This is a genomic window from Escherichia coli DSM 30083 = JCM 1649 = ATCC 11775, assembly GCF_003697165.2.
Taxonomy (GTDB): domain Bacteria; phylum Pseudomonadota; class Gammaproteobacteria; order Enterobacterales; family Enterobacteriaceae; genus Escherichia; species Escherichia coli.
In genome coordinates, this window is the sequence record NZ_CP033092.2 from 2594507 (window position 1) to 2611976 (window position 17470).

The 17470-nt window shown below is 46.7% G+C and carries 16 protein-coding genes and 3 pseudogenes; 11 read left to right on the forward strand and 8 right to left on the reverse strand.

Annotation, left to right across the window (positions count from 1 at the left end):
- The first annotated feature begins 53 nt into the window (after window positions 1-53).
- Window positions 54-1286: a diguanylate cyclase DgcM gene (gene dgcM / locus EAS44_RS13605; protein ID WP_001350888.1), complete on the forward strand. Its 1233-nt coding sequence runs from the start codon at window positions 54-56 to the stop codon at window positions 1284-1286.
- Window positions 1287-1306: 20 nt separating this feature from the next.
- Here the strand turns inward: dgcM and smrA are convergent, their stop codons facing one another.
- The 3 genes and pseudogenes from smrA to EAS44_RS13620 form a co-directional block, all read right to left on the reverse strand.
- Entirely contained in the window at window positions 1307-1870 is a 564-nt protein-coding gene (smrA, locus tag EAS44_RS13610) for a DNA endonuclease SmrA (RefSeq protein ID WP_001046820.1), read from the reverse strand.
- Window positions 1871-2123: 253 nt separating this feature from the next.
- Window positions 2124-3579, reverse strand: a pseudogene (locus EAS44_RS13615) (DHA2 family efflux MFS transporter permease subunit).
- Window positions 3576-4604, reverse strand: coding sequence for an HlyD family secretion protein (locus EAS44_RS13620; RefSeq protein ID WP_000587196.1), 1029 nt, complete (start codon window positions 4602-4604; stop codon window positions 3576-3578). Before EAS44_RS13620 ends, EAS44_RS13615 begins: the two are co-directional and overlap by 4 nt.
- Window positions 4605-4700: 96 nt before the next feature.
- Between EAS44_RS13620 and EAS44_RS13625 the strand changes: the two genes are divergently transcribed.
- The gene (locus EAS44_RS13625) at window positions 4701-5516 is read left to right on the forward strand and encodes an AraC family transcriptional regulator (RefSeq protein ID WP_000156573.1); all 816 of its coding nucleotides are present in this window, start codon (window positions 4701-4703) and stop codon (window positions 5514-5516) included.
- A 173-nt stretch (window positions 5517-5689) separates the two neighbouring features.
- On the opposite strand, the pseudogene EAS44_RS25885 reads toward EAS44_RS13625, so the two are convergent.
- Window positions 5690-5885, reverse strand: a pseudogene (locus EAS44_RS25885) (LysR family transcriptional regulator); the annotation flags it as partial.
- 20 nt (window positions 5886-5905) lie between these two features.
- Between EAS44_RS25885 and EAS44_RS13630 the strand changes: the two are divergent.
- From EAS44_RS13630 to uspE, 4 genes and pseudogenes are all read left to right on the forward strand, one after another.
- Window positions 5906-6037 (forward strand): annotated as a pseudogene (locus tag EAS44_RS13630) (hypothetical protein); the annotation flags it as partial.
- A gap of 10 nt (window positions 6038-6047) precedes the next feature.
- Window positions 6048-6563: a methylated-DNA--[protein]-cysteine S-methyltransferase gene (gene ogt, locus EAS44_RS13635; RefSeq protein ID WP_000945011.1), complete on the forward strand. Its 516-nt coding sequence runs from the start codon at window positions 6048-6050 to the stop codon at window positions 6561-6563.
- A 194-nt stretch (window positions 6564-6757) separates the two neighbouring features.
- Complete coding sequence (gene fnr, locus EAS44_RS13640) at window positions 6758-7510, forward strand: fumarate/nitrate reduction transcriptional regulator Fnr (RefSeq protein WP_000611911.1); 753 nt, start codon at window positions 6758-6760, stop codon at window positions 7508-7510.
- 151 nt (window positions 7511-7661) lie between these two features.
- Entirely contained in the window at window positions 7662-8612 is a 951-nt protein-coding gene (uspE, locus tag EAS44_RS13645; RefSeq protein ID WP_001262123.1) for a universal stress protein UspE, read from the forward strand.
- A 49-nt stretch (window positions 8613-8661) separates the two neighbouring features.
- On the opposite strand, the gene ynaJ is transcribed toward uspE, so the two are convergent.
- Window positions 8662-8919 carry a DUF2534 family protein gene (ynaJ, locus tag EAS44_RS13650; protein WP_000605090.1) on the reverse strand — a complete coding sequence of 86 codons (258 nt, stop codon included), beginning with the start codon at window positions 8917-8919 and terminating at the stop codon, window positions 8662-8664.
- Between the two features lie 243 nt (window positions 8920-9162).
- Between ynaJ and ynaI the strand changes: the two genes are divergently transcribed.
- Complete coding sequence (ynaI, locus tag EAS44_RS13655) at window positions 9163-10194, forward strand: low conductance mechanosensitive channel YnaI (protein WP_000559904.1); 1032 nt, start codon at window positions 9163-9165, stop codon at window positions 10192-10194.
- Window positions 10195-10244: 50 nt separating this feature from the next.
- On the opposite strand, the gene mppA is transcribed toward ynaI, so the two are convergent.
- Window positions 10245-11858 (reverse strand): murein tripeptide ABC transporter substrate-binding protein MppA, encoded by a 1614-nt coding sequence (mppA, locus tag EAS44_RS13660; RefSeq protein ID WP_000682996.1) that lies wholly within the window; start codon window positions 11856-11858, stop codon window positions 10245-10247.
- A 336-nt stretch (window positions 11859-12194) separates the two neighbouring features.
- The gene (gene pgrR / locus EAS44_RS13665) at window positions 12195-13094 is read right to left on the reverse strand and encodes a DNA-binding transcriptional regulator PgrR (RefSeq protein WP_000817701.1); all 900 of its coding nucleotides are present in this window, start codon (window positions 13092-13094) and stop codon (window positions 12195-12197) included.
- Between the two features lie 137 nt (window positions 13095-13231).
- Between pgrR and ycjY the strand changes: the two genes are divergently transcribed.
- The 3 genes from ycjY (at window position 13232) to mpaA (ending at window position 15880) form a co-directional block, all read left to right on the forward strand.
- Window positions 13232-14152: an alpha/beta hydrolase gene (gene ycjY, locus EAS44_RS13670; protein WP_001362863.1), complete on the forward strand. Its 921-nt coding sequence runs from the start codon at window positions 13232-13234 to the stop codon at window positions 14150-14152.
- Between the two features lie 70 nt (window positions 14153-14222).
- Entirely contained in the window at window positions 14223-14861 is a 639-nt protein-coding gene (locus tag EAS44_RS13680; RefSeq protein WP_001067026.1) for an SDR family oxidoreductase, read from the forward strand.
- Between the two features lie 290 nt (window positions 14862-15151).
- Entirely contained in the window at window positions 15152-15880 is a 729-nt protein-coding gene (gene mpaA / locus EAS44_RS13685) for a murein tripeptide amidase MpaA (protein WP_001296042.1), read from the forward strand.
- Here mpaA and ycjG read toward each other — a convergent pair.
- Window positions 15855-16820, reverse strand: coding sequence for an L-Ala-D/L-Glu epimerase (gene ycjG / locus EAS44_RS13690; protein ID WP_001261210.1), 966 nt, complete (start codon window positions 16818-16820; stop codon window positions 15855-15857). The two genes, mpaA and ycjG, sit on opposite strands and share 26 nt — an antisense overlap.
- Window positions 16821-16938: 118 nt before the next feature.
- On the opposite strand from ycjG, the gene tpx reads away from it, so the two are divergent.
- Window positions 16939-17445, forward strand: a complete 507-nt coding sequence (gene tpx, locus EAS44_RS13695; protein ID WP_000084387.1) for a thiol peroxidase — start codon at window positions 16939-16941, stop codon at window positions 17443-17445.
- Window positions 17446-17470 lie beyond the last annotated feature (25 nt).

Sequence of the window (17470 nt, forward strand, 5' to 3'; positions counted from 1 at the left end):
GGCTTTTTTGCGATCGGATAGCAACAAAAATTGATAAAAATAATGGGATCTCAATGATTACACACAACTTCAATACCCTGGACTTACTCACCAGTCCTGTCTGGATCGTTTCGCCCTTTGAGGAACAGTTAATTTATGCCAACAGCGCGGCGCGACTGTTGATGCAAGACCTCACGTTTAGTCAGCTACGAACCGGTCCCTATTCCGTCTCCTCACAAAAAGAACTGCCGAAATACCTCTCCGATCTGCAAAATCAACACGATATTATCGAAATACTCACCGTTCAGCGTAAAGAAGAGGAAACAGCATTGAGCTGTCGACTTGTTTTGCGAAAGCTGACAGAAGCAGAACCGGTGATTATTTTCGAAGGTATCGAAGCGCCGGCAACGCTGGGTTTAAAAGCCAGTCGCTCGGCAAATTATCAGCGCAAAAAACAAGGTTTTTATGCGCGCTTTTTTCTGACTAACTCTGCACCAATGTTGTTGATTGACCCCTCACGAGATGGCCAAATCGTCGATGCTAACCTCGCCGCGCTCAATTTCTATGGTTATAACCATGAAACGATGTGCCAGAAACATACCTGGGAAATTAATATGCTCGGGCGTCGCGTCATGCCTATCATGCATGAAATCTCGCATTTACCCGGTGGTCATAAACCTTTGAATTTTGTTCATAAACTGGCGGATGGTTCGACTCGTCATGTGCAGACCTATGCCGGGCCGATTGAAATTTATGGTGACAAGCTCATGTTATGTATTGTGCATGATATTACTGAGCAAAAACGGCTGGAGGAGCAGCTGGAACATGCTGCCCACCATGATGCGATGACAGGATTACTGAATCGGCGACAGTTTTATCACATTACCGAGCCAGGCCAAATGCAGCACCTCGCCATCGCTCAGGATTACAGCTTGTTGCTCATCGACACCGATCGTTTTAAACACATTAACGATCTCTATGGGCATTCTAAAGGTGATGAGGTGTTATGCGCCCTTGCCCGCACTCTCGAAAGTTGCGCTCGCAAAGGCGATTTGGTGTTTCGTTGGGGAGGCGAAGAGTTTGTCTTATTGCTACCAAGAACCCCACTGGATACCGCGCTTTCGCTGGCTGAAACTATCCGCGTAAGCGTGGCAAAAGTGAGTATTTCGAGCTTACCACGCTTTACTGTCAGCATTGGTGTGGCGCATCACGAAGGAAATGAAAGCATCGATGAACTGTTTAAACGCGTTGATGATGCTTTGTATCGAGCGAAAAATGATGGACGCAACCGCGTGCTGGCGGCATAAGCCACGGATGCGTCTCGTGATCAACGACTGCGCTTAGCGTGGCGCTCCCAGTTTTCTTGCTTCGCCTGCGCTGTTTTACGTAGTGCGACGTAACACGCCCCGCTGCCGCCATGATGCGGTAGCGCGGTGCAATATGCCTGAACATCATCAAATTCGGTCAGCCAGCGCGCCACATAGCTGCGGACAATATTGGCATGCGATTTATCATCCCGTCCTTTGCCATGAATAATCAGGACGTTACGCAAACCATCCGCCAGGGCTTGTTGAATGAAACTGAACATCATTTTGCGGCACTCTTCCACCGGCTGGCGCAAAAGATTCAGGCTCGCCTGTTGCGGATATTTACCACTGCGCAGCTTATCCAGCACCCCATGTTGCAAACCTTCCCGCCGAAACTCCAGCGGCTGACTTAGCGGGATGATGTCGAGAAATCCAGTGGTGAGGAAATTATCAAGTTGCAGCGTGTCGATACGCTGCGGCGCACGTTGGTTACGCGTTGGATGCCAGTGGACATCTGTAGCACGTTTCAGCGGCTGGACATCTTCCATGGCGTCAAGAAACAGCGATTTGTCGTCAAGGTTCATGTAACCTCCTATGCACCTTCACACGTCGTGATTCAGACGGGTTAATTGTTCATACTTACTGCATCGTTCCCTTCACAGATTGAAACAATACTCTACTTCATACCTGTGAGTATCTGCGCAGGCGGGGCATTTTATACTAGCCTGTTAGCAGTATCGAACAGTTTAGCCCGAGTTTAATTCAGCACAGGCTCCGATCAGGATGATTTATTCATAGCAGGAACCAACAAAAATGCGATAAATAACAGACCACTGATTAGCAGAAAGGTATCCGAAAATGCCATAGTTTGCGCCTCCCTCAGCATCAATTGACTCAATAATTTGGTTGAAGCCAGTATTTCCGATGTCTGGTCACTTCCACTGCGATTAAAAAACAAAGCACTTCTGGAAATGAAGTCATTCATCGTATGGGGAACAGAAACCATTTTTTCACCCATTCTCGAAAAATGAAAATTAGTTCGATTATTGAGAATAGAGCCACACAGGGCAATACCACTTGCGCCCCCAAGATTACGTGTTAAATTAAATACACCAGAGGCTAACTTCAGCCGTTCTTTTGGAATTCCCCCCAGCGTTAATGTTACGATGGGGGCCATCGCAAACTGCTGCGAAATCCCTCTAATTGCCTGTGGAAACAGTAACTCCTGCCATCCCCATTCGTGGGTTATAGGGGTAAAAAGATACATTGAAAACACAAATCCGCCCAGCCCCGCCATCAACAGCCATTGCAGATTTATTTTTTTACTTAACCAGAAGTAAAAGGGAACAGAAAATAACTGGAAAATACCTGTTGTGCAAACGGCAAAACCTATCTCTTCGGCATTTAATCCGCGAACCTGCCCCAAAAACACAGGTATTAAATATACAGTAGAGAATATTCCAACCCCTCCAGAAAAAGAAAAGAAACATCCCAGTGTGAAATATTTATCCTTAAAAGCATGAAGATCCATTATCGGATTGGATATTTTAAGTGTACGCGCAGCAAATAAAATAAAACTCACCAATGCCAGAACTGATGTCAGCAAAATAGTATTATCATCCAGCCATCCCCAGCGCGCTCCTTCTTCAAGGGTATATTCCAGACATCCCAGTGTCATGGCCAACAGGATAATACTCGGATAATCAGCAACTTTCAGTAAAGAGAGATCAGGTTTATCAAAATTAACCAGAAAAGGAATACTCAAAACTAAATATATGCCCGGTAATATATTGATATAAAATAGCCATCGCCAGTCGAGGTTATCAGTGATCCAGCCCCCCAGAGTTGGCTCTAGCGTCGGTGACAGTGAGGCCAGCGCACTGACTACCGCAGCAGCCAACCCCAACTCTTTACCCTGGTAATAAATAAACGCCGTCGTGAAAACTAAAGGGATCATGGATGCGCCAGCAACTCCCTGTAAAGCACGAAAAAAAATCATGATCTGAATATTCCATGCAAGTCCACAAGCGATACTCATTAAAGTAAATATTCCCGCGGATAGAGTAAAAAGCCAACGAGTGGAAAATACCCGTGACAGCCACCCAGAGAGCGGAATAACAATAATCTCGGCAATTAAATAGCTGGTCTGAAGCCAGGCCATTTCGTCTTTACCTGCGGACAGACCACCACCTATTTCATTTAGGGATGACGATACAATTTGAATATCAAGCTGAGCAATAAATAATCCAATACACATACTGGCGAAAGCAATATGTTTACGCATAGACATCATCTCTCATCAACACTGACGGTGACGGACAGTCCCGGGCGAAGAAGTTGCTTTAATTCCTTTGCGTCGTCAAATGCAATCCGTACCGGGACACGCTGAACAATTTTGGTGAAATTGCCAGTGGCATTTTCTATCGGAATCAAGCTGAAACTGGCTCCTGTCGCTGGGGAAAGGCTTTCAATGTGACCGTGAAACACTTCCCCTTTGAGAATATCAGCACGGATCTCAGCCTTCATTCCTGGCTTCATTCCCGCTATTTGGTTTTCTTTATAATTTGCATCAACCCACAACTCACTGACTGGTACTAGTGAAACTAACGATGTGCCGCCTTCCACCCAACTGCCTGTATGGGCGCTGCGGTTTGCGACAATGCCATCAATCGGCGCACGAACAAGGGTATATTCCAGATCCAGTAGTGCCTGAGTCAAAGCGGCCTGAACTTCTTCGATACTTGCACGTACGTTTTCTTCCTGAGCAGATAAAACTGCCAGCCGTTGCTTCTCCACCAGGAAATCGTTCGCGGCTTTGCGCTCCTTTGCTGCGACCTGCTGGTAGTCAAACCTGGCGTTATCAATAATTTGTTGCGATATTGCCGCTGATTGTGCGAGTTTTTCATAACGTTCAGTATCTCGCAGGCGCTTTTGCTCCTCATGTTTTACTGCCTGCCATGTTTCACTGGCACTTTGAATTATCGACTGCTGCATCGCAATAGTGGCTTGAATGCTTTCGAGATTGGCTTTGCTACTTTTTATTTTTGCCTCAAGCCTGGCGACATTTGCACGATAATCCCGATCATCGAGACGCAGGATAATATCGCCTTTTTTTACACTCTGATTATCGCGCACCTCTATAGCAGAAATATAACCAGAAACTTTACTTGCCACCGTGGTGATATTACCACCTATGTAAGCATCATCCGTCGTCTGTATAAATCTTCCTTTGCTTACCCACCAGATAAAAAAGACAACGCCAGCCAAAAGAATACCGATCGCTACCACCCCAATAAGCTGTTTTTTAGAAATTATCATCACTCTTTACACCGTATATATCCGGAAACTTGCATACGTCATATTTAAAATTTAACATGGCTTATTTGATGATTTCTGACAAAATATCTACTGTAAATGACAATCACACTGCAACCCAAAGCATCACCAGGGCATCACATTATCGGACTGGATTCGGAACATCTGAATGGAGGCACAGTTCCCTGGCATAAACATCTCTATGCCCAGTTGCTTTACCCGGCTGAAGGAGTCGTTCGTGTATGGGCTGGAGAAAGCGTCTGGCTAGTGCATGCCAGCAGCGCGCTTTGGCTGCCCCCACAAATGCCGCATAAGTTTGTTGCGACAGGCAACGTACTTTTAAAAACCGTACTGGTTTCAGAAGCGGAAAGTGAAACGCTGGGAAAAGTTTGCTTCATGACGGGTATTTCACCCCTGTTAAGAGAATTACTAATTGCAATTAACCAACTTCCACCGTCGCAAAGTACCACAGATAAACAACAGTTACGTTTTTCAGCCCTCGAGACACTGATACTTCAGGAAATAAAAATGGGGGTGAAAATGTCACTTGAACTCCCTTGGCCAAATGATGAGCGGCTACAGCAGCTTTGTGAGAATTTGCTAAACAACCAAGGGTATCTGCCAACACTGGATAATCTAGCGGATAAAATTAACGTCAGTAGCCGTACACTCATGCGCTTATTTGTTAAAGAGACGGGATTAACATTTCGCCACTGGGTTCAGCAAATGCACGTTATTTCTGCAGTGACGCTTCTTGATGATGGATATTCGTTGACCAAAATTGCCCATCGTCTGGGCTATGCCTCAGCTGAATCGTTCGGCAATATGTTTAAGCGTCGAACGGGCTACTCGCCCGGTAAATTTACTCGTCGATTAACGATGCATGATTATGCAATCACAAGGCAAATGATTTAACTTATATTTTCGTGAAATCTGTCACTGAAGAAAATTGGCAACGGATGGGTAAAACCGTTATAACACTGTCACCGGTCACCAGGACCCCAGGCCGGATTTAAGACGAGGATGCACTGCTGTGTGTACTGTAGAGTCTGGCGGATGTCGACAGGCTCTATTTTTTTATTCATTTTTTAGCTCTGTAAATAACCACATTCTCGCCGGGATTGGGGAATGAGTGACGAGATCAGTGGTGTCTGGCGGCTATCACGCCACAGAATCAAATAACAGATAGCCTACGGTAAAATTTCGCTGACTGGAATTATCCCACCCTCGATCCATGTGATGGCTTGCCCTCATTTCTTCAGGCAGAAAAATCAAAAAATCGCTTTATGCTTAAATACTGCGACAAACCAGACGCGAAACCTGGTACTTACTTTTTGTTAGTATTAATCTTTTTGGTGGTATGGCTGCTGATGTTGCTGGCGTGGTATCTTGTTGGCTTGCCGATAGGTCCGGGTATTTACCCACGTTTGTCTTAAGAGAGAACGGATGCTGAGATTACTTGAAGAAAAAATTGCCACGCCACTGGGTCCACTGTGGGTGATTTGCGATGAGCAATTTCGCCTGCGGGCGGTTGAATGGGAAGAGTACAGCGAACGCATGGTGCAGCTGCTGGACATCCATTATCGCAAAGAAGGCTATGAGCGCATTTCTGCCACCAACCCAGGTGGTTTAAGCGACAAGCTTCGTGAATATTTTGCCGGTAATCTTAGCATTATTGATACGCTTCCCACTGCCACGGGGGGGACGCCATTTCAGCGCGAAGTCTGGAAAACACTGCGCACTATCCCCTGCGGGCAGGTAATGCATTATGGCCAACTGGCTGAACAATTAGGCCGCCCTGGCGCGGCGCGTGCCGTTGGTGCGGCAAACGGATCGAATCCCATCAGCATCGTCGTACCTTGCCATCGGGTTATTGGCCGAAACGGCACCATGACCGGATATGCAGGCGGAGTTCAGCGAAAAGAGTGGTTATTGCGCCACGAAGGTTATCTTTTGCTGTAAACATTAAACAATTTGTGCCAGCTTGTTCACACTTTTATGTAAAGTCACCCTTAACAACTTAAGGGTTTTCAAATAGATAGACATATATTTACATCTAATATCGGAATTCTCTGCTGTTAAGGTTTGCTTAGACTTACTTGCTCCCTAAAAAGATGTTAAAATTGACAAATATCAATTACGGCTTGAGCAGACCTATGATCCCGGAAAAGCGAATTATACGGCGCATTCAGTCTGGCGGTTGTGCTATCCATTGCCAGGATTGCAGCATCAGCCAGCTTTGCATCCCGTTCACACTCAACGAACATGAGCTTGATCAGCTTGATAATATCATTGAGCGGAAGAAGCCTATTCAGAAAGGCCAGACGCTGTTTAAGGCTGGAGATGAACTAAAATCGCTTTATGCCATCCGCTCCGGTACGATTAAAAGTTATACCATCACTGAGCAAGGCGACGAGCAAATCACTGGTTTCCATTTAGCAGGCGATCTGGTGGGATTTGATGCCATCGGCAGCGGTCATCACCCGAGTTTCGCGCAGGCGCTGGAAACCTCGATGGTATGTGAAATCCCGTTCGAAACGCTGGACGATTTGTCTGGTAAAATGCCGAATCTGCGTCAGCAGATGATGCGTCTGATGAGCGGTGAAATCAAAGGCGATCAGGACATGATCCTGCTGTTGTCGAAGAAAAATGCCGAGGAACGTCTGGCTGCATTCATCTACAACCTGTCCCGTCGTTTTGCCCAACGCGGCTTCTCCCCTCGTGAATTCCGCCTGACGATGACTCGTGGTGATATCGGTAACTATCTGGGCCTGACGGTTGAAACCATCAGCCGTCTGCTGGGTCGCTTCCAGAAAAGCGGTATGCTGGCAGTCAAAGGTAAATACATCACTATCGAAAATAACGATGCGCTGGCCCAGCTTGCTGGTCATACGCGTAACGTTGCCTGATTCTTCCGCATAACTCACTATCCTTCTGTCATATCATTAAATTTTTCTGATTTATTGATCTGACAGAAGGTTCATCACTGTTTCATTCACCAGATATGGGTTAATCTTTTAATTACAAACTGCGTTGACAGTTGTTGTAAGGAGACCCTGTATGGCTATGTATCAGAACATGCTCGTTGTTATCGATCCTAACCAGGACGACCAACCAGCATTGCGGCGAGCTGTTTATTTACATCAACGGATTGGTGGCAAAATTAAAGCCTTTTTGCCGATCTATGACTTCTCATACGAAATGACCACCCTGCTCTCTCCGGACGAACGTACCGCTATGCGTCAGGGCGTCATCAGCCAGCGTACAGCCTGGATCCACGAGCAGGCAAAATATTATCTCAATGCTGGCGTTCCCATTGAAATTAAAGTGGTCTGGCATAACCGTCCTTTCGAAGCCATCATTCAGGAAGTGATCAGCGGCGGGCACGATTTGGTGCTAAAAATGGCGCACCAACATGACCGTCTGGAAGCGGTGATTTTTACGCCAACGGACTGGCATCTGTTACGCAAATGCCCAAGCCCGGTGTGGATGGTGAAAGACCAGCCGTGGCCGGAAGGGGGTAAGGCGCTGGTGGCGGTGAATCTCGCCAGTGAAGAGCCGTACCATAATGCGCTCAATGAAAAACTGGTCAAAGAGACGATCGAACTGGCAGAACAAGTCAACCATACCGAAGTTCATCTGGTTGGCGCTTATCCGGTAACGCCAATTAATATCGCGATTGAACTGCCGGAATTTGACCCGAGCGTTTATAACGATGCCATTCGTGGGCAACATTTGCTGGCAATGAAAGCTCTGCGGCAGAAATTCGGCATTAATGAAAACATGACGCACGTAGAAAAAGGTCTGCCCGAAGAGGTGATTCCTGATTTGGCGGAGCACTTACAGGCGGGGATTGTGGTTCTGGGCACGGTCGGACGCACCGGTATTTCAGCAGCATTCCTTGGCAACACGGCGGAACAGGTGATTGATCATCTTCGCTGCGACCTGCTGGTCATTAAACCTGACCAGTATCAGACACCCGTTGAACTGGATGACGAAGAAGACGATTAACGACTCTTCAATAACTGACAAGGCCCGAGTTATCGGGCCTATTTTTTACTTACTGCTCTTCGCCGCCAAGGAAATAAATTCCCAACGGGATTGCCAGCAACACAGTAAAGACCAGGCTATAAACAAAAATCATCGATGACTGAATCACATACATTGATGTCGTCCACTCAGACAGCGGAATATTGTACTGTTCTATAACGCCGCCGATGGTCGCGCGAGTCACAACCGACGCCGCAATAATGAAAACCGCCAACAAACCAAAGAGAAATTTCTTCCCTTTCGCTGACTTCAGTTTCGCCATAATCATGATGTAATCCTTGTGCAGACAAATTTCTTGTTACCTAAACGTAACAATACCATGACATTTCACCGTTGTCTGCTCTGAAAATCTCACCTCTTAGCTGGATTTACAATCAACGCATTGATTAGTTAGCTAATGTTGCTACTTCCTTCCCTGACTATTGATGATCTGAATGAATTGTCGCGGTAAAATAGTCCCGCCAGGGGTTTCCGGCATGACGACAATTATCTGGAGGAGCCTGATAAAACAATGATCGCTGAACTGTTTACAAATAATGCGCTTAATCTGGTCATTATTTTCGGTAGCTGCGCAGCATTGATTCTGATGAGCTTTTGGTTTCGCCGTGGAAATCGTAAAAGAAAAGGATTTTTATTCCATGCGGTGCAATTTTTAATCTACACCATAATTATTAGTGCTGTTGGTAGCATCATTAACTATGTTATAGAAAACTATAAACTCAAATTTATCACCCCAGGCGTTATCGATTTTATCTGTACGTCCCTGATTGCGGTTATTCTGACGATTAAGCTATTTCTGCTGATTAATCAGTTTGAAAAACAGCAGATTAAAAAAGGTCGCGATATCACCAGTGCGCGGATCATGTCGCGCATTATCAAAATCACCATTATTGTGGTGCTTGTTCTGCTTTATGGCGAACATTTCGGCATGAGCCTTTCTGGCTTGTTGACCTTTGGTGGTATTGGTGGTCTGGCTGTCGGTATGGCCGGTAAAGATATTCTGAGTAACTTCTTTTCCGGGATTATGCTCTATTTCGACCGTCCTTTCAGTATTGGCGACTGGATCCGTTCACCGGACAGAAATATCGAAGGTACAGTAACGGAAATTGGCTGGCGAATTACCAAAATTAAGACCTTTGATAATCGTCCATTGTACGTACCGAACTCGCTGTTTTCGTCGATCAGCGTAGAAAATCCTGGACGAATGACCAACCGGCGCATTACCACGACCATTGGTTTACGTTATGAGGATGCGGCAAAAGTGGGCGTTATTGTCGAAGCCGTACGTGAGATGCTGAAAAATCACCCGGCCATCGACCAGCGACAAACCTTACTGGTTTATTTCAACCAGTTTGCTGATTCGTCATTAAATATTATGGTTTATTGCTTTACCAAAACCACGGTATGGGCTGAGTGGCTTGCCGCACAGCAAGACGTTTATTTGAAGATTATCGATATTGTACAGTCACACGGCGCGGACTTTGCCTTCCCCAGCCAGACGCTGTATATGGATAACATTACACCGCCGGACCAGGGTCGCTAAATCAGACATCACTGGCGTTATCCACAAGGGTAACGCCAGTTCCCATCACATTAATGCTTCACAATATACATAGTCCGACTGTACGCCACATCTTCAGGGTTATTAATGGGATAACCTTTCAGCCACGGCTTGATTAATCGTCCATTGGTATATTGATAAATTGGTGCAATCGGTGCTTGCTCCATGAGGATTTTTTCTGCCGCGTTGTAATCGGCATTACGCGCTTTAACGGTATTTTCCGTCGATGCCTGGGCCAGAACTTTGTCATATGCCGGATTGTTAAAGCGTGAAATATTCCCGGAATGCGTTGACGTTAATAATGTCAGGAAAGTGGAGGGTTCATTATAATCCCCTACCCACGAGGCGCGGATAACATCAAAATTGCCGGTATTACGGCTATCGATATAGGTTTTCCATTCCTGGTTTTGCAATTTAACATCTACGCCCAGGTTCTTTTTCCACATCGATGCTACAGCAATCGCAATTTTTTGATGGTTTTCTGAAGTGTTATACAAAAGCGTCAACTTCAGCGGTTTTTGCGGACCATAACCAGCTGCGCTCAACAAAGTTTTTGCCTGCGCATTCAGTTCTTCCTGACTCATTTGTTCAAACGGCGAAGGTTCCGGCGTAAATCCCGCGGTAACATCTGGTGTAAAATGCCACGCTGGCTTTTCGCCCGTCCCCAACACTTTTTCGGTCATCAGGCGGCGATCTATCGTCATACTTAATGCCAGGCGAACGCGCTGATCTGCCGTCGGCCCTTTTTGCGTGTTAAACGCATAATAATAGGTCCCGAGCTGCGGCGGCGTATAAACCTGCCCCGGAATATCCTTCAACAACTTCTGATACATATTTTTCGGGAAGGATTCGGTGATATCAATATCCCCCGCGAGATAACGCTTAGTGGCTGCGGATTCCTGATTAATTGGCAGGAAGGTCACTTTTTGCAGTACCGTTTTGGCGTTATCCCAATAATGGGTATTCGGCACTACGACCAGTTTTTCATTGACTACGCGCTCTTTAAGAACATAAGCGCCATTGCCGATCAGATTTCCGGGTTTCGTCCACTCTTTACTGCTTTCTACGTTGGCTTTTTGCACCGGGAAGAAGGCAAAGTTAGCGGTTAAATTCACAAACCACGGCAATGGTTTATCAAGCTGGATTTTCAAAGTATGGGCATCAACTGCGGTGACGCCAAGCTGGTCAGGCGCGGCTTTACCATCAATAATCGCCTGTGCGTTGTTGATTCCCGCCAGCGCGGCAAACCATGCAAATGGCGATAGCGTTTTCGGGTCCACCAGACGTTGCCAGCTGTAGACAAAATCTTGCGCCGTTACCGGTGTGCCATCCGCCCATTTTGCGTTATCGCGCAGGGTAAAAGTCCATATACGGTTGTCATTACTTTTCCACTGAGTCGCAACGCCGGGGACAATCTCCCCTTTCTCGTTCTGATTCACCAGTCCTTCAAACAGATCGCGAATGACCTGAATCTCCGGCAGGCCCACGGCTTTAGCGGGATCCAGCGACGCTGGCTCATCTTTAATGTGGCGCACCAGCTCCTGCTTCTCTGCCAGTACTGTGCCGCTCGGAACTTCAGCAGCATACGAAAGAGAAATGCTGCTGACCAACAGCGCACAACACGTGACTGAAACAGAGTGCTTCATAAGTTTCCCTCTAACCGACATTAAAATTGATGCGTAATTATTTGTTTCGCTTTAAAGAAATGCAAACAACTTCCATCAAAAAAGTGACAAAGGAAGCATCAAATGTTTTAAGTATCAATATATCAAATCAGATTTAGTGTAAATAATAGTCTCCAAAATGCGGTAAAGCACATAGAACTCCGAACACTACGTTCGGGCTTCGCACATTCAAACCCGTTTTCGGTATCATAATCAGCATCTGTCGCCATTGTGCGAAGAATAAAAAATAACCAAAACGTTGAAAGGAACTGAGAATACGTTAAGAGAAGAATTAAATTAATGTATCAGCAAGTAGTGCTAAACAGCACCTTTATACTTCAGCCTATCTATAAATAATGAGAATGCCGAGCCAGCATGTCGACGGTGTGGATAGTACAGGTGATAACCGGGTAAATCTGGTGTGAATTTATCCAAAACACGTATCAGTTTTTTTCCTTTAATAGCCCGCTCAACCTGATCATAAGGTAGATACGCCAATCCATGCCCATCAATTGCAGCATCAATGATCAGGTCTATCGTATTCAGTAAAAGCTGACCTTCCATGCGAACACGAACTTCACGTCCACCGCGTATTAATCTCCAGCGATTTGCTGTACCCGATGTGGGAAGATACAAATTAATTGCCTGATGATCTATTAATTGTGACACTGACGTTGGAGCACTTCGACGAGAAAAATAATCCGGTGAGCCAACAATAGCCATTGGTATGTCTGGCCCGATTCGAATGGCGATCATATCTTTATCCATCTCCCCACCCAGACGGACGCCTGCATCAAAACGTTCAGAAACGACATCGGTCAAACCATAATCAATGGTAAGCTGAATATCAATTTCAGGATGCGATTTCAGGAATGTGCGCATAGCTGGTAACAATATCGTTTTTGCTGCATGTTCTACAGTAGTAATACGTATTGTCCCGGATGGGCGGTTCTGCAGATCGCTCAGGGATGTCAGGGCAGAATCTATGTCATGCAACATAGGGCCAAGAACAGACAAAAGATGCTCGCCCGCTTCAGTGGGTACAACGCTGCGCGTGGTTCGCGTCAGAAGCCGCAATCCCAATCGTTCTTCTATACGGCGCACTATCTGGCTTAAAGCTGACTGCGCCATGCTCAGGCGGGCTGCTGCGCGAGTGAAGCTACGCTCCTCTGCAACGACGACAAACGCCATCAGATCAGCGATTTCTTCACGCTTCATTCAGTATCTCCATACAATCTATTAATCATTTAAATGATAGGTCTAATCATGATTTTGGGTCTAATCAACTTAATGATCAATATCTATAGTGATATCACCAACCGTTAAAACGAACCGACAACTCCATGAGGAACGGAATGATGAATAATAAAGTCAGCTTCACTAACAGCAATAATCCAACCATCTCTTTGTCTGCAGTGATCTATTTCCCTCCAAAATTTGATGAAACCCGTCAGTATCCGGCAATTGTGGTATCTCACCCAGGTGGGGGCGTTAAAGAGCAAACGGCCGGAACCTATGCCGAAAAACTGGCGGAAAAGGGATTTGTCACTATTGCTTATGACGCATCTTATCAAGGTGAAAGCGGCGGCGAGCCGCGTCAGTTAGAAAACCCATACATTCGTACTGAAGACGTCAGTGCCGTGATTGATTACCTGACAACGCTTTCTTATGTCGACAATACCCGAATTGGTGCGATGGGAATTTGTGCCGGAGCAGGATATACAGCCAATGCTGCAATTCAGGATCGCCGCATCAAGGCCATCGGTACTGTTAGTGCGGTCAATATTGGTTCGATGTTCCGTAATGGTTGGGAAAACAATGTGAAATCTATTGATGCCCTACCATACGTTGACGCGGGTTCAAACGCCCGAACCAGCGATATTAGCAGCGGAGAATACGCCACTATGCCACTGGCACCAATGAAGGAGTCCGATGCGCCGAACGAAGAACTGCGTCAGGCCTGGGAGTATTACCACACCCCTCGCGCGCAGTATCCAACAGCACCGGGTTACGCTACTTTGCGCAGCCTTAACCAGATTATTACCTATGATGCTTACCATATGGCGGAAGTGTACCTGACTCAGCCGATACAGATTGTGGCGGGCAGCCAGGCTGGGAGCAAATGCATGAGTGACGACCTGTACGATCGAGCATCAAGCCAGGATAAACGCTATCACATTGTTGAAGGCGCAAACCATATGGATCTTTATGATGGCAAAGTCTATGTGGCTGAAGCAATTTCAGTATTAGCTCCGTTCTTTGAGGAAACTCTGTAATGAAACATATTCAAATCCGTAATAGTGATATGGCCTGGCATATTGCTGCCAATAATCTAGGAAAAGTTTCATGAACAATGTACTGATTCTTGGTGCTGGCGGTCAGATAGCCCGCCATGTGATTAATCAACTGGCAGATAAACAAACCATTAAACAAACTTTATTTGCCCGTCAGCCAGCAAAAATCCACAAACCCTATCCAACTAATAGCAAGATTATTATGGGGGATGTACTGAATCATGCAGCACTGAAGCAGGCCATGCAGGGACAGGATGTTGTGTATGCCAACCTTACGGGGGAAGATTTAGATATTCAGGCAAATTCAGTGATCGCTGCGATGAAAGCCTGTGATGTTAAACGTCTGATCTTTGTTCTTTCCCTCGGTATTTATGATGAAGTTCCAGGAAAATTTGGCGAATGGAATAATGCAGTTATTGGTGAACCCCTAAAACCATTCCGCAGGGCTGCGGATGCAATTGAGGCTTCTGGACTGGAATATACAATTCTTCGCCCTGCCTGGCTGACTGATGAAGATATTATTGATTATGAGCTTACCTCACGCAATGAACCATTCAAAGGTACGATCGTATCACGTAAGAGTGTCGCAGCATTAATCACAGATATCATCGATAAACCTGAGAAACACATTGGTGAGAATATAGGCATCAATCAACCCGGGACTGATGGTGATAAGCCCTTCTTCATGTAAATCAATTATATAGCTACCATCGTACTGTACTATGTGCAGTACGATTTATTAAACTTATTAAGGTGAACTGATCAATCAGATGCGATTAACATGTGTAGAACCAGTAAGAATAAAATACGCCATGTATATAACATTACGACAATTCTAATATCTGCACATCAATGAAAATACAAACAACTTCCGGCAAAAAAGTGATACAAGATCGATGACATAGCGTTGAAGAAAAGGATTTGATAATCCGCAAAATTTGCACAACACTGCCTGTAATACTTCCTGAACCAGAGACGATCATGACCGTAACTCGCCCACGCGCCGAACGCGGCGCATTTCCGCCCGGAACAGAACATTACGGACGTTCATTATTGGGCGCGCCGTTAATCTGGTTTCCGGCCCCTGCAGCCAGTCACGAAAGTGGTTTGATTCTGGCTGGCACTCACGGTGATGAAAACTCTTCGATCGTCACGCTCTCCTGTGCTCTGCGGACTTTGACACCTTCTTTGCGCCGCCATCATGTGGTGCTGTGTGTGAATCCTGACGGCTGCCAGTTAGGGTTACGGGCCAATGCTAATGGTGTGGATTTAAACCGAAACTTTCCGGCAGCGAACTGGAAGGAAGGTGAAACAGTTTATCGCTGGAACAGCGCCGCTGAAGAACGTGATGTCGTTTTACTGACAGGTGACAAACCTGGCTCCGAACCTGAAACCCAGGCGCTGTGCCAGCTTATACACCGCATTCAACCTGCCTGGGTGGTCTCATTCCACGATCCGCTGGCCTGTATTGAAGATCCCAGACACAGCGAATTAGGTGAATGGCTGGCCCAGGCGTTTGAATTGCCTCTGGTAACCAGCGTCGGTTATGAAACGCCTGGCTCTTTCGGCAGTTGGTGTGCAGATCTCAACTTGCATTGCATCACCGCAGAGTTTCCACCCATCTCCTCCGACGAAGCCAGCGAAAAATATCTCTTTGCGATGGCAAACTTGCTGCGCTGGCATCCTAAAGATGCAATTCGCCCGTCGTAAACTGAAGCGCCGGTTCCACATCTACCGCCAGCCAGGTCGGTCCGTCAAGATCGGCGAAACTGACCTGCGGCACCAGCGGTAAAGCGGCGCTAATGGCACGAGAGGTACACAACATGCAGCCCAGCATCAGACGAAAACCTTGTGCACGCGCTTCAGTCGCCAGCGCCAGCGCTTCCGTCAGACCACCGGTTTTATCAAGCTTAATGTTAACCATCTCATAGCGCCCTTTCAGCGCCTTCAGATTGCTACGAGTATGACAACTTTCATCAGCACAAATCGGTAACGGATGAATAAAATTCTCCAGCGCCGCATCGTCCTGCGCAGGAAGCGGTTGTTCAAGCATCGCAACGCCTAAATCCGCCAATAGCTGGCAACGCGCCGCCAACCCTTCTGCACGCCAGGATTCATTTGCATCAACGATCAGCGTCGCATCGGGCACAGCTGTGCGAATTGCCACCATCCGCTCACTGATAAGATGGTTATCCAGCTTCACTTTCAGTAATTTCGCGCCTGCCTGCCAGAGTGTTGATGCACTATTGGCCATCTGATCAGGCGTACCGATGACTATCGTCTGTGCCGTGGTGACTGTCTCGGGAAGCGTTATGCCGATCAAATCAGCCAGCGATTGCTGCTGTTTTCGCGCCGCCAGATCCCACAATGCACAATCCAGCGCATTACGTGCTGCGCCGGCAGGGAGGATTTTTTGCAACTCCTCCCGTGTCAGCCCTTTCTCTAATTGCGGCACGACGCTCATAATTTGCGCCATTACCGAGGCATCACTTTCTCCATAACGCGGATACGGCGTGCATTCACCGGTGCCTTTAATACCTTCTTCTTCCAGTTCAACCACCACCACGCGCGCTTCACTGCGACTTCCCCGAGCAATCACAAACGGGGTATGTAAGGGCCAGGCCTCCTCAAATACCTTAACGGTTCTCATCTTTACTCCTTATTGTCGCGGTGGTCTGCGGATTAAGCGCAAATAGCGTTTGCTGTGTTATTGACAGTTAGCATAAACTAGGTGTGACGTTAACTATATGTAAACAGGAAAGATAATCATGTCACAAACCGTTCATTTCCAGGGCAACCCGGTTACAGTCGCCAATTCCATCCCGCAGGCAGGTAGCAAAGCGCAGACTTTTACTCTCGTGGCAAAAGATCTGTCTGACGTCACCCTCGGTCAGTTTGCGGGTAAACGCAAAGTGCTGAACATTTTCCCGAGTATTGATACCGGTGTTTGCGCCGCATCAGTACGTAAGTTTAACCAACTGGCAACCGAGATCGACAACACCGTTGTGCTGTGTATCTCTGCCGATCTGCCGTTCGCCCAGTCTCGTTTCTGCGGCGCAGAAGGTCTGAACAACGTTATCACCCTCTCCACTTTCCGTAACGCTGAATTCCTGCAAGCCTACGGTGTGGCAATTGCTGATGGCCCACTGAAAGGTCTGGCAGCGCGTGCCGTTGTGGTTATTGATGAAAATGACAATGTGATTTTCAGCCAGCTGGTGGATGAAATCACCACCGAGCCGGATTACGAAGCAGCTCTGGCTGTACTGAAAGCATAAGTTAATATGCCTGATGGTGTTGCAC

Bases quoted from the DNA above. Each gene is read 5' to 3' on its own strand.
- dgcM (WP_001350888.1), top strand. From the start codon at position 54: ATGATTACACACAACTTCAATACCCTGGACTTACTCACCAGTCCTGTC.
- smrA (WP_001046820.1), bottom strand. From the start codon at position 1,870: ATGAACCTTGACGACAAATCGCTGTTTCTTGACGCCATGGAAGATGTC.
- EAS44_RS13620 (WP_000587196.1), bottom strand. From the start codon at position 4,604: ATGATAATTTCTAAAAAACAGCTTATTGGGGTGGTAGCGATCGGTATT.
- EAS44_RS13625 (WP_000156573.1), top strand. From the start codon at position 4,701: ATGACAATCACACTGCAACCCAAAGCATCACCAGGGCATCACATTATC.
- ogt (WP_000945011.1), top strand. From the start codon at position 6,048: ATGCTGAGATTACTTGAAGAAAAAATTGCCACGCCACTGGGTCCACTG.
- fnr (WP_000611911.1), top strand. From the start codon at position 6,758: ATGATCCCGGAAAAGCGAATTATACGGCGCATTCAGTCTGGCGGTTGT.
- uspE (WP_001262123.1), top strand. From the start codon at position 7,662: ATGGCTATGTATCAGAACATGCTCGTTGTTATCGATCCTAACCAGGAC.
- ynaJ (WP_000605090.1), bottom strand. From the start codon at position 8,919: ATGATTATGGCGAAACTGAAGTCAGCGAAAGGGAAGAAATTTCTCTTT.
- ynaI (WP_000559904.1), top strand. From the start codon at position 9,163: ATGATCGCTGAACTGTTTACAAATAATGCGCTTAATCTGGTCATTATT.
- mppA (WP_000682996.1), bottom strand. From the start codon at position 11,858: ATGAAGCACTCTGTTTCAGTCACGTGTTGTGCGCTGTTGGTCAGCAGC.
- pgrR (WP_000817701.1), bottom strand. From the start codon at position 13,094: ATGAAGCGTGAAGAAATCGCTGATCTGATGGCGTTTGTCGTCGTTGCA.
- ycjY (WP_001362863.1), top strand. From the start codon at position 13,232: ATGATGAATAATAAAGTCAGCTTCACTAACAGCAATAATCCAACCATC.
- EAS44_RS13680 (WP_001067026.1), top strand. From the start codon at position 14,223: ATGAACAATGTACTGATTCTTGGTGCTGGCGGTCAGATAGCCCGCCAT.
- mpaA (WP_001296042.1), top strand. From the start codon at position 15,152: ATGACCGTAACTCGCCCACGCGCCGAACGCGGCGCATTTCCGCCCGGA.
- ycjG (WP_001261210.1), bottom strand. From the start codon at position 16,820: ATGAGAACCGTTAAGGTATTTGAGGAGGCCTGGCCCTTACATACCCCG.
- tpx (WP_000084387.1), top strand. From the start codon at position 16,939: ATGTCACAAACCGTTCATTTCCAGGGCAACCCGGTTACAGTCGCCAAT.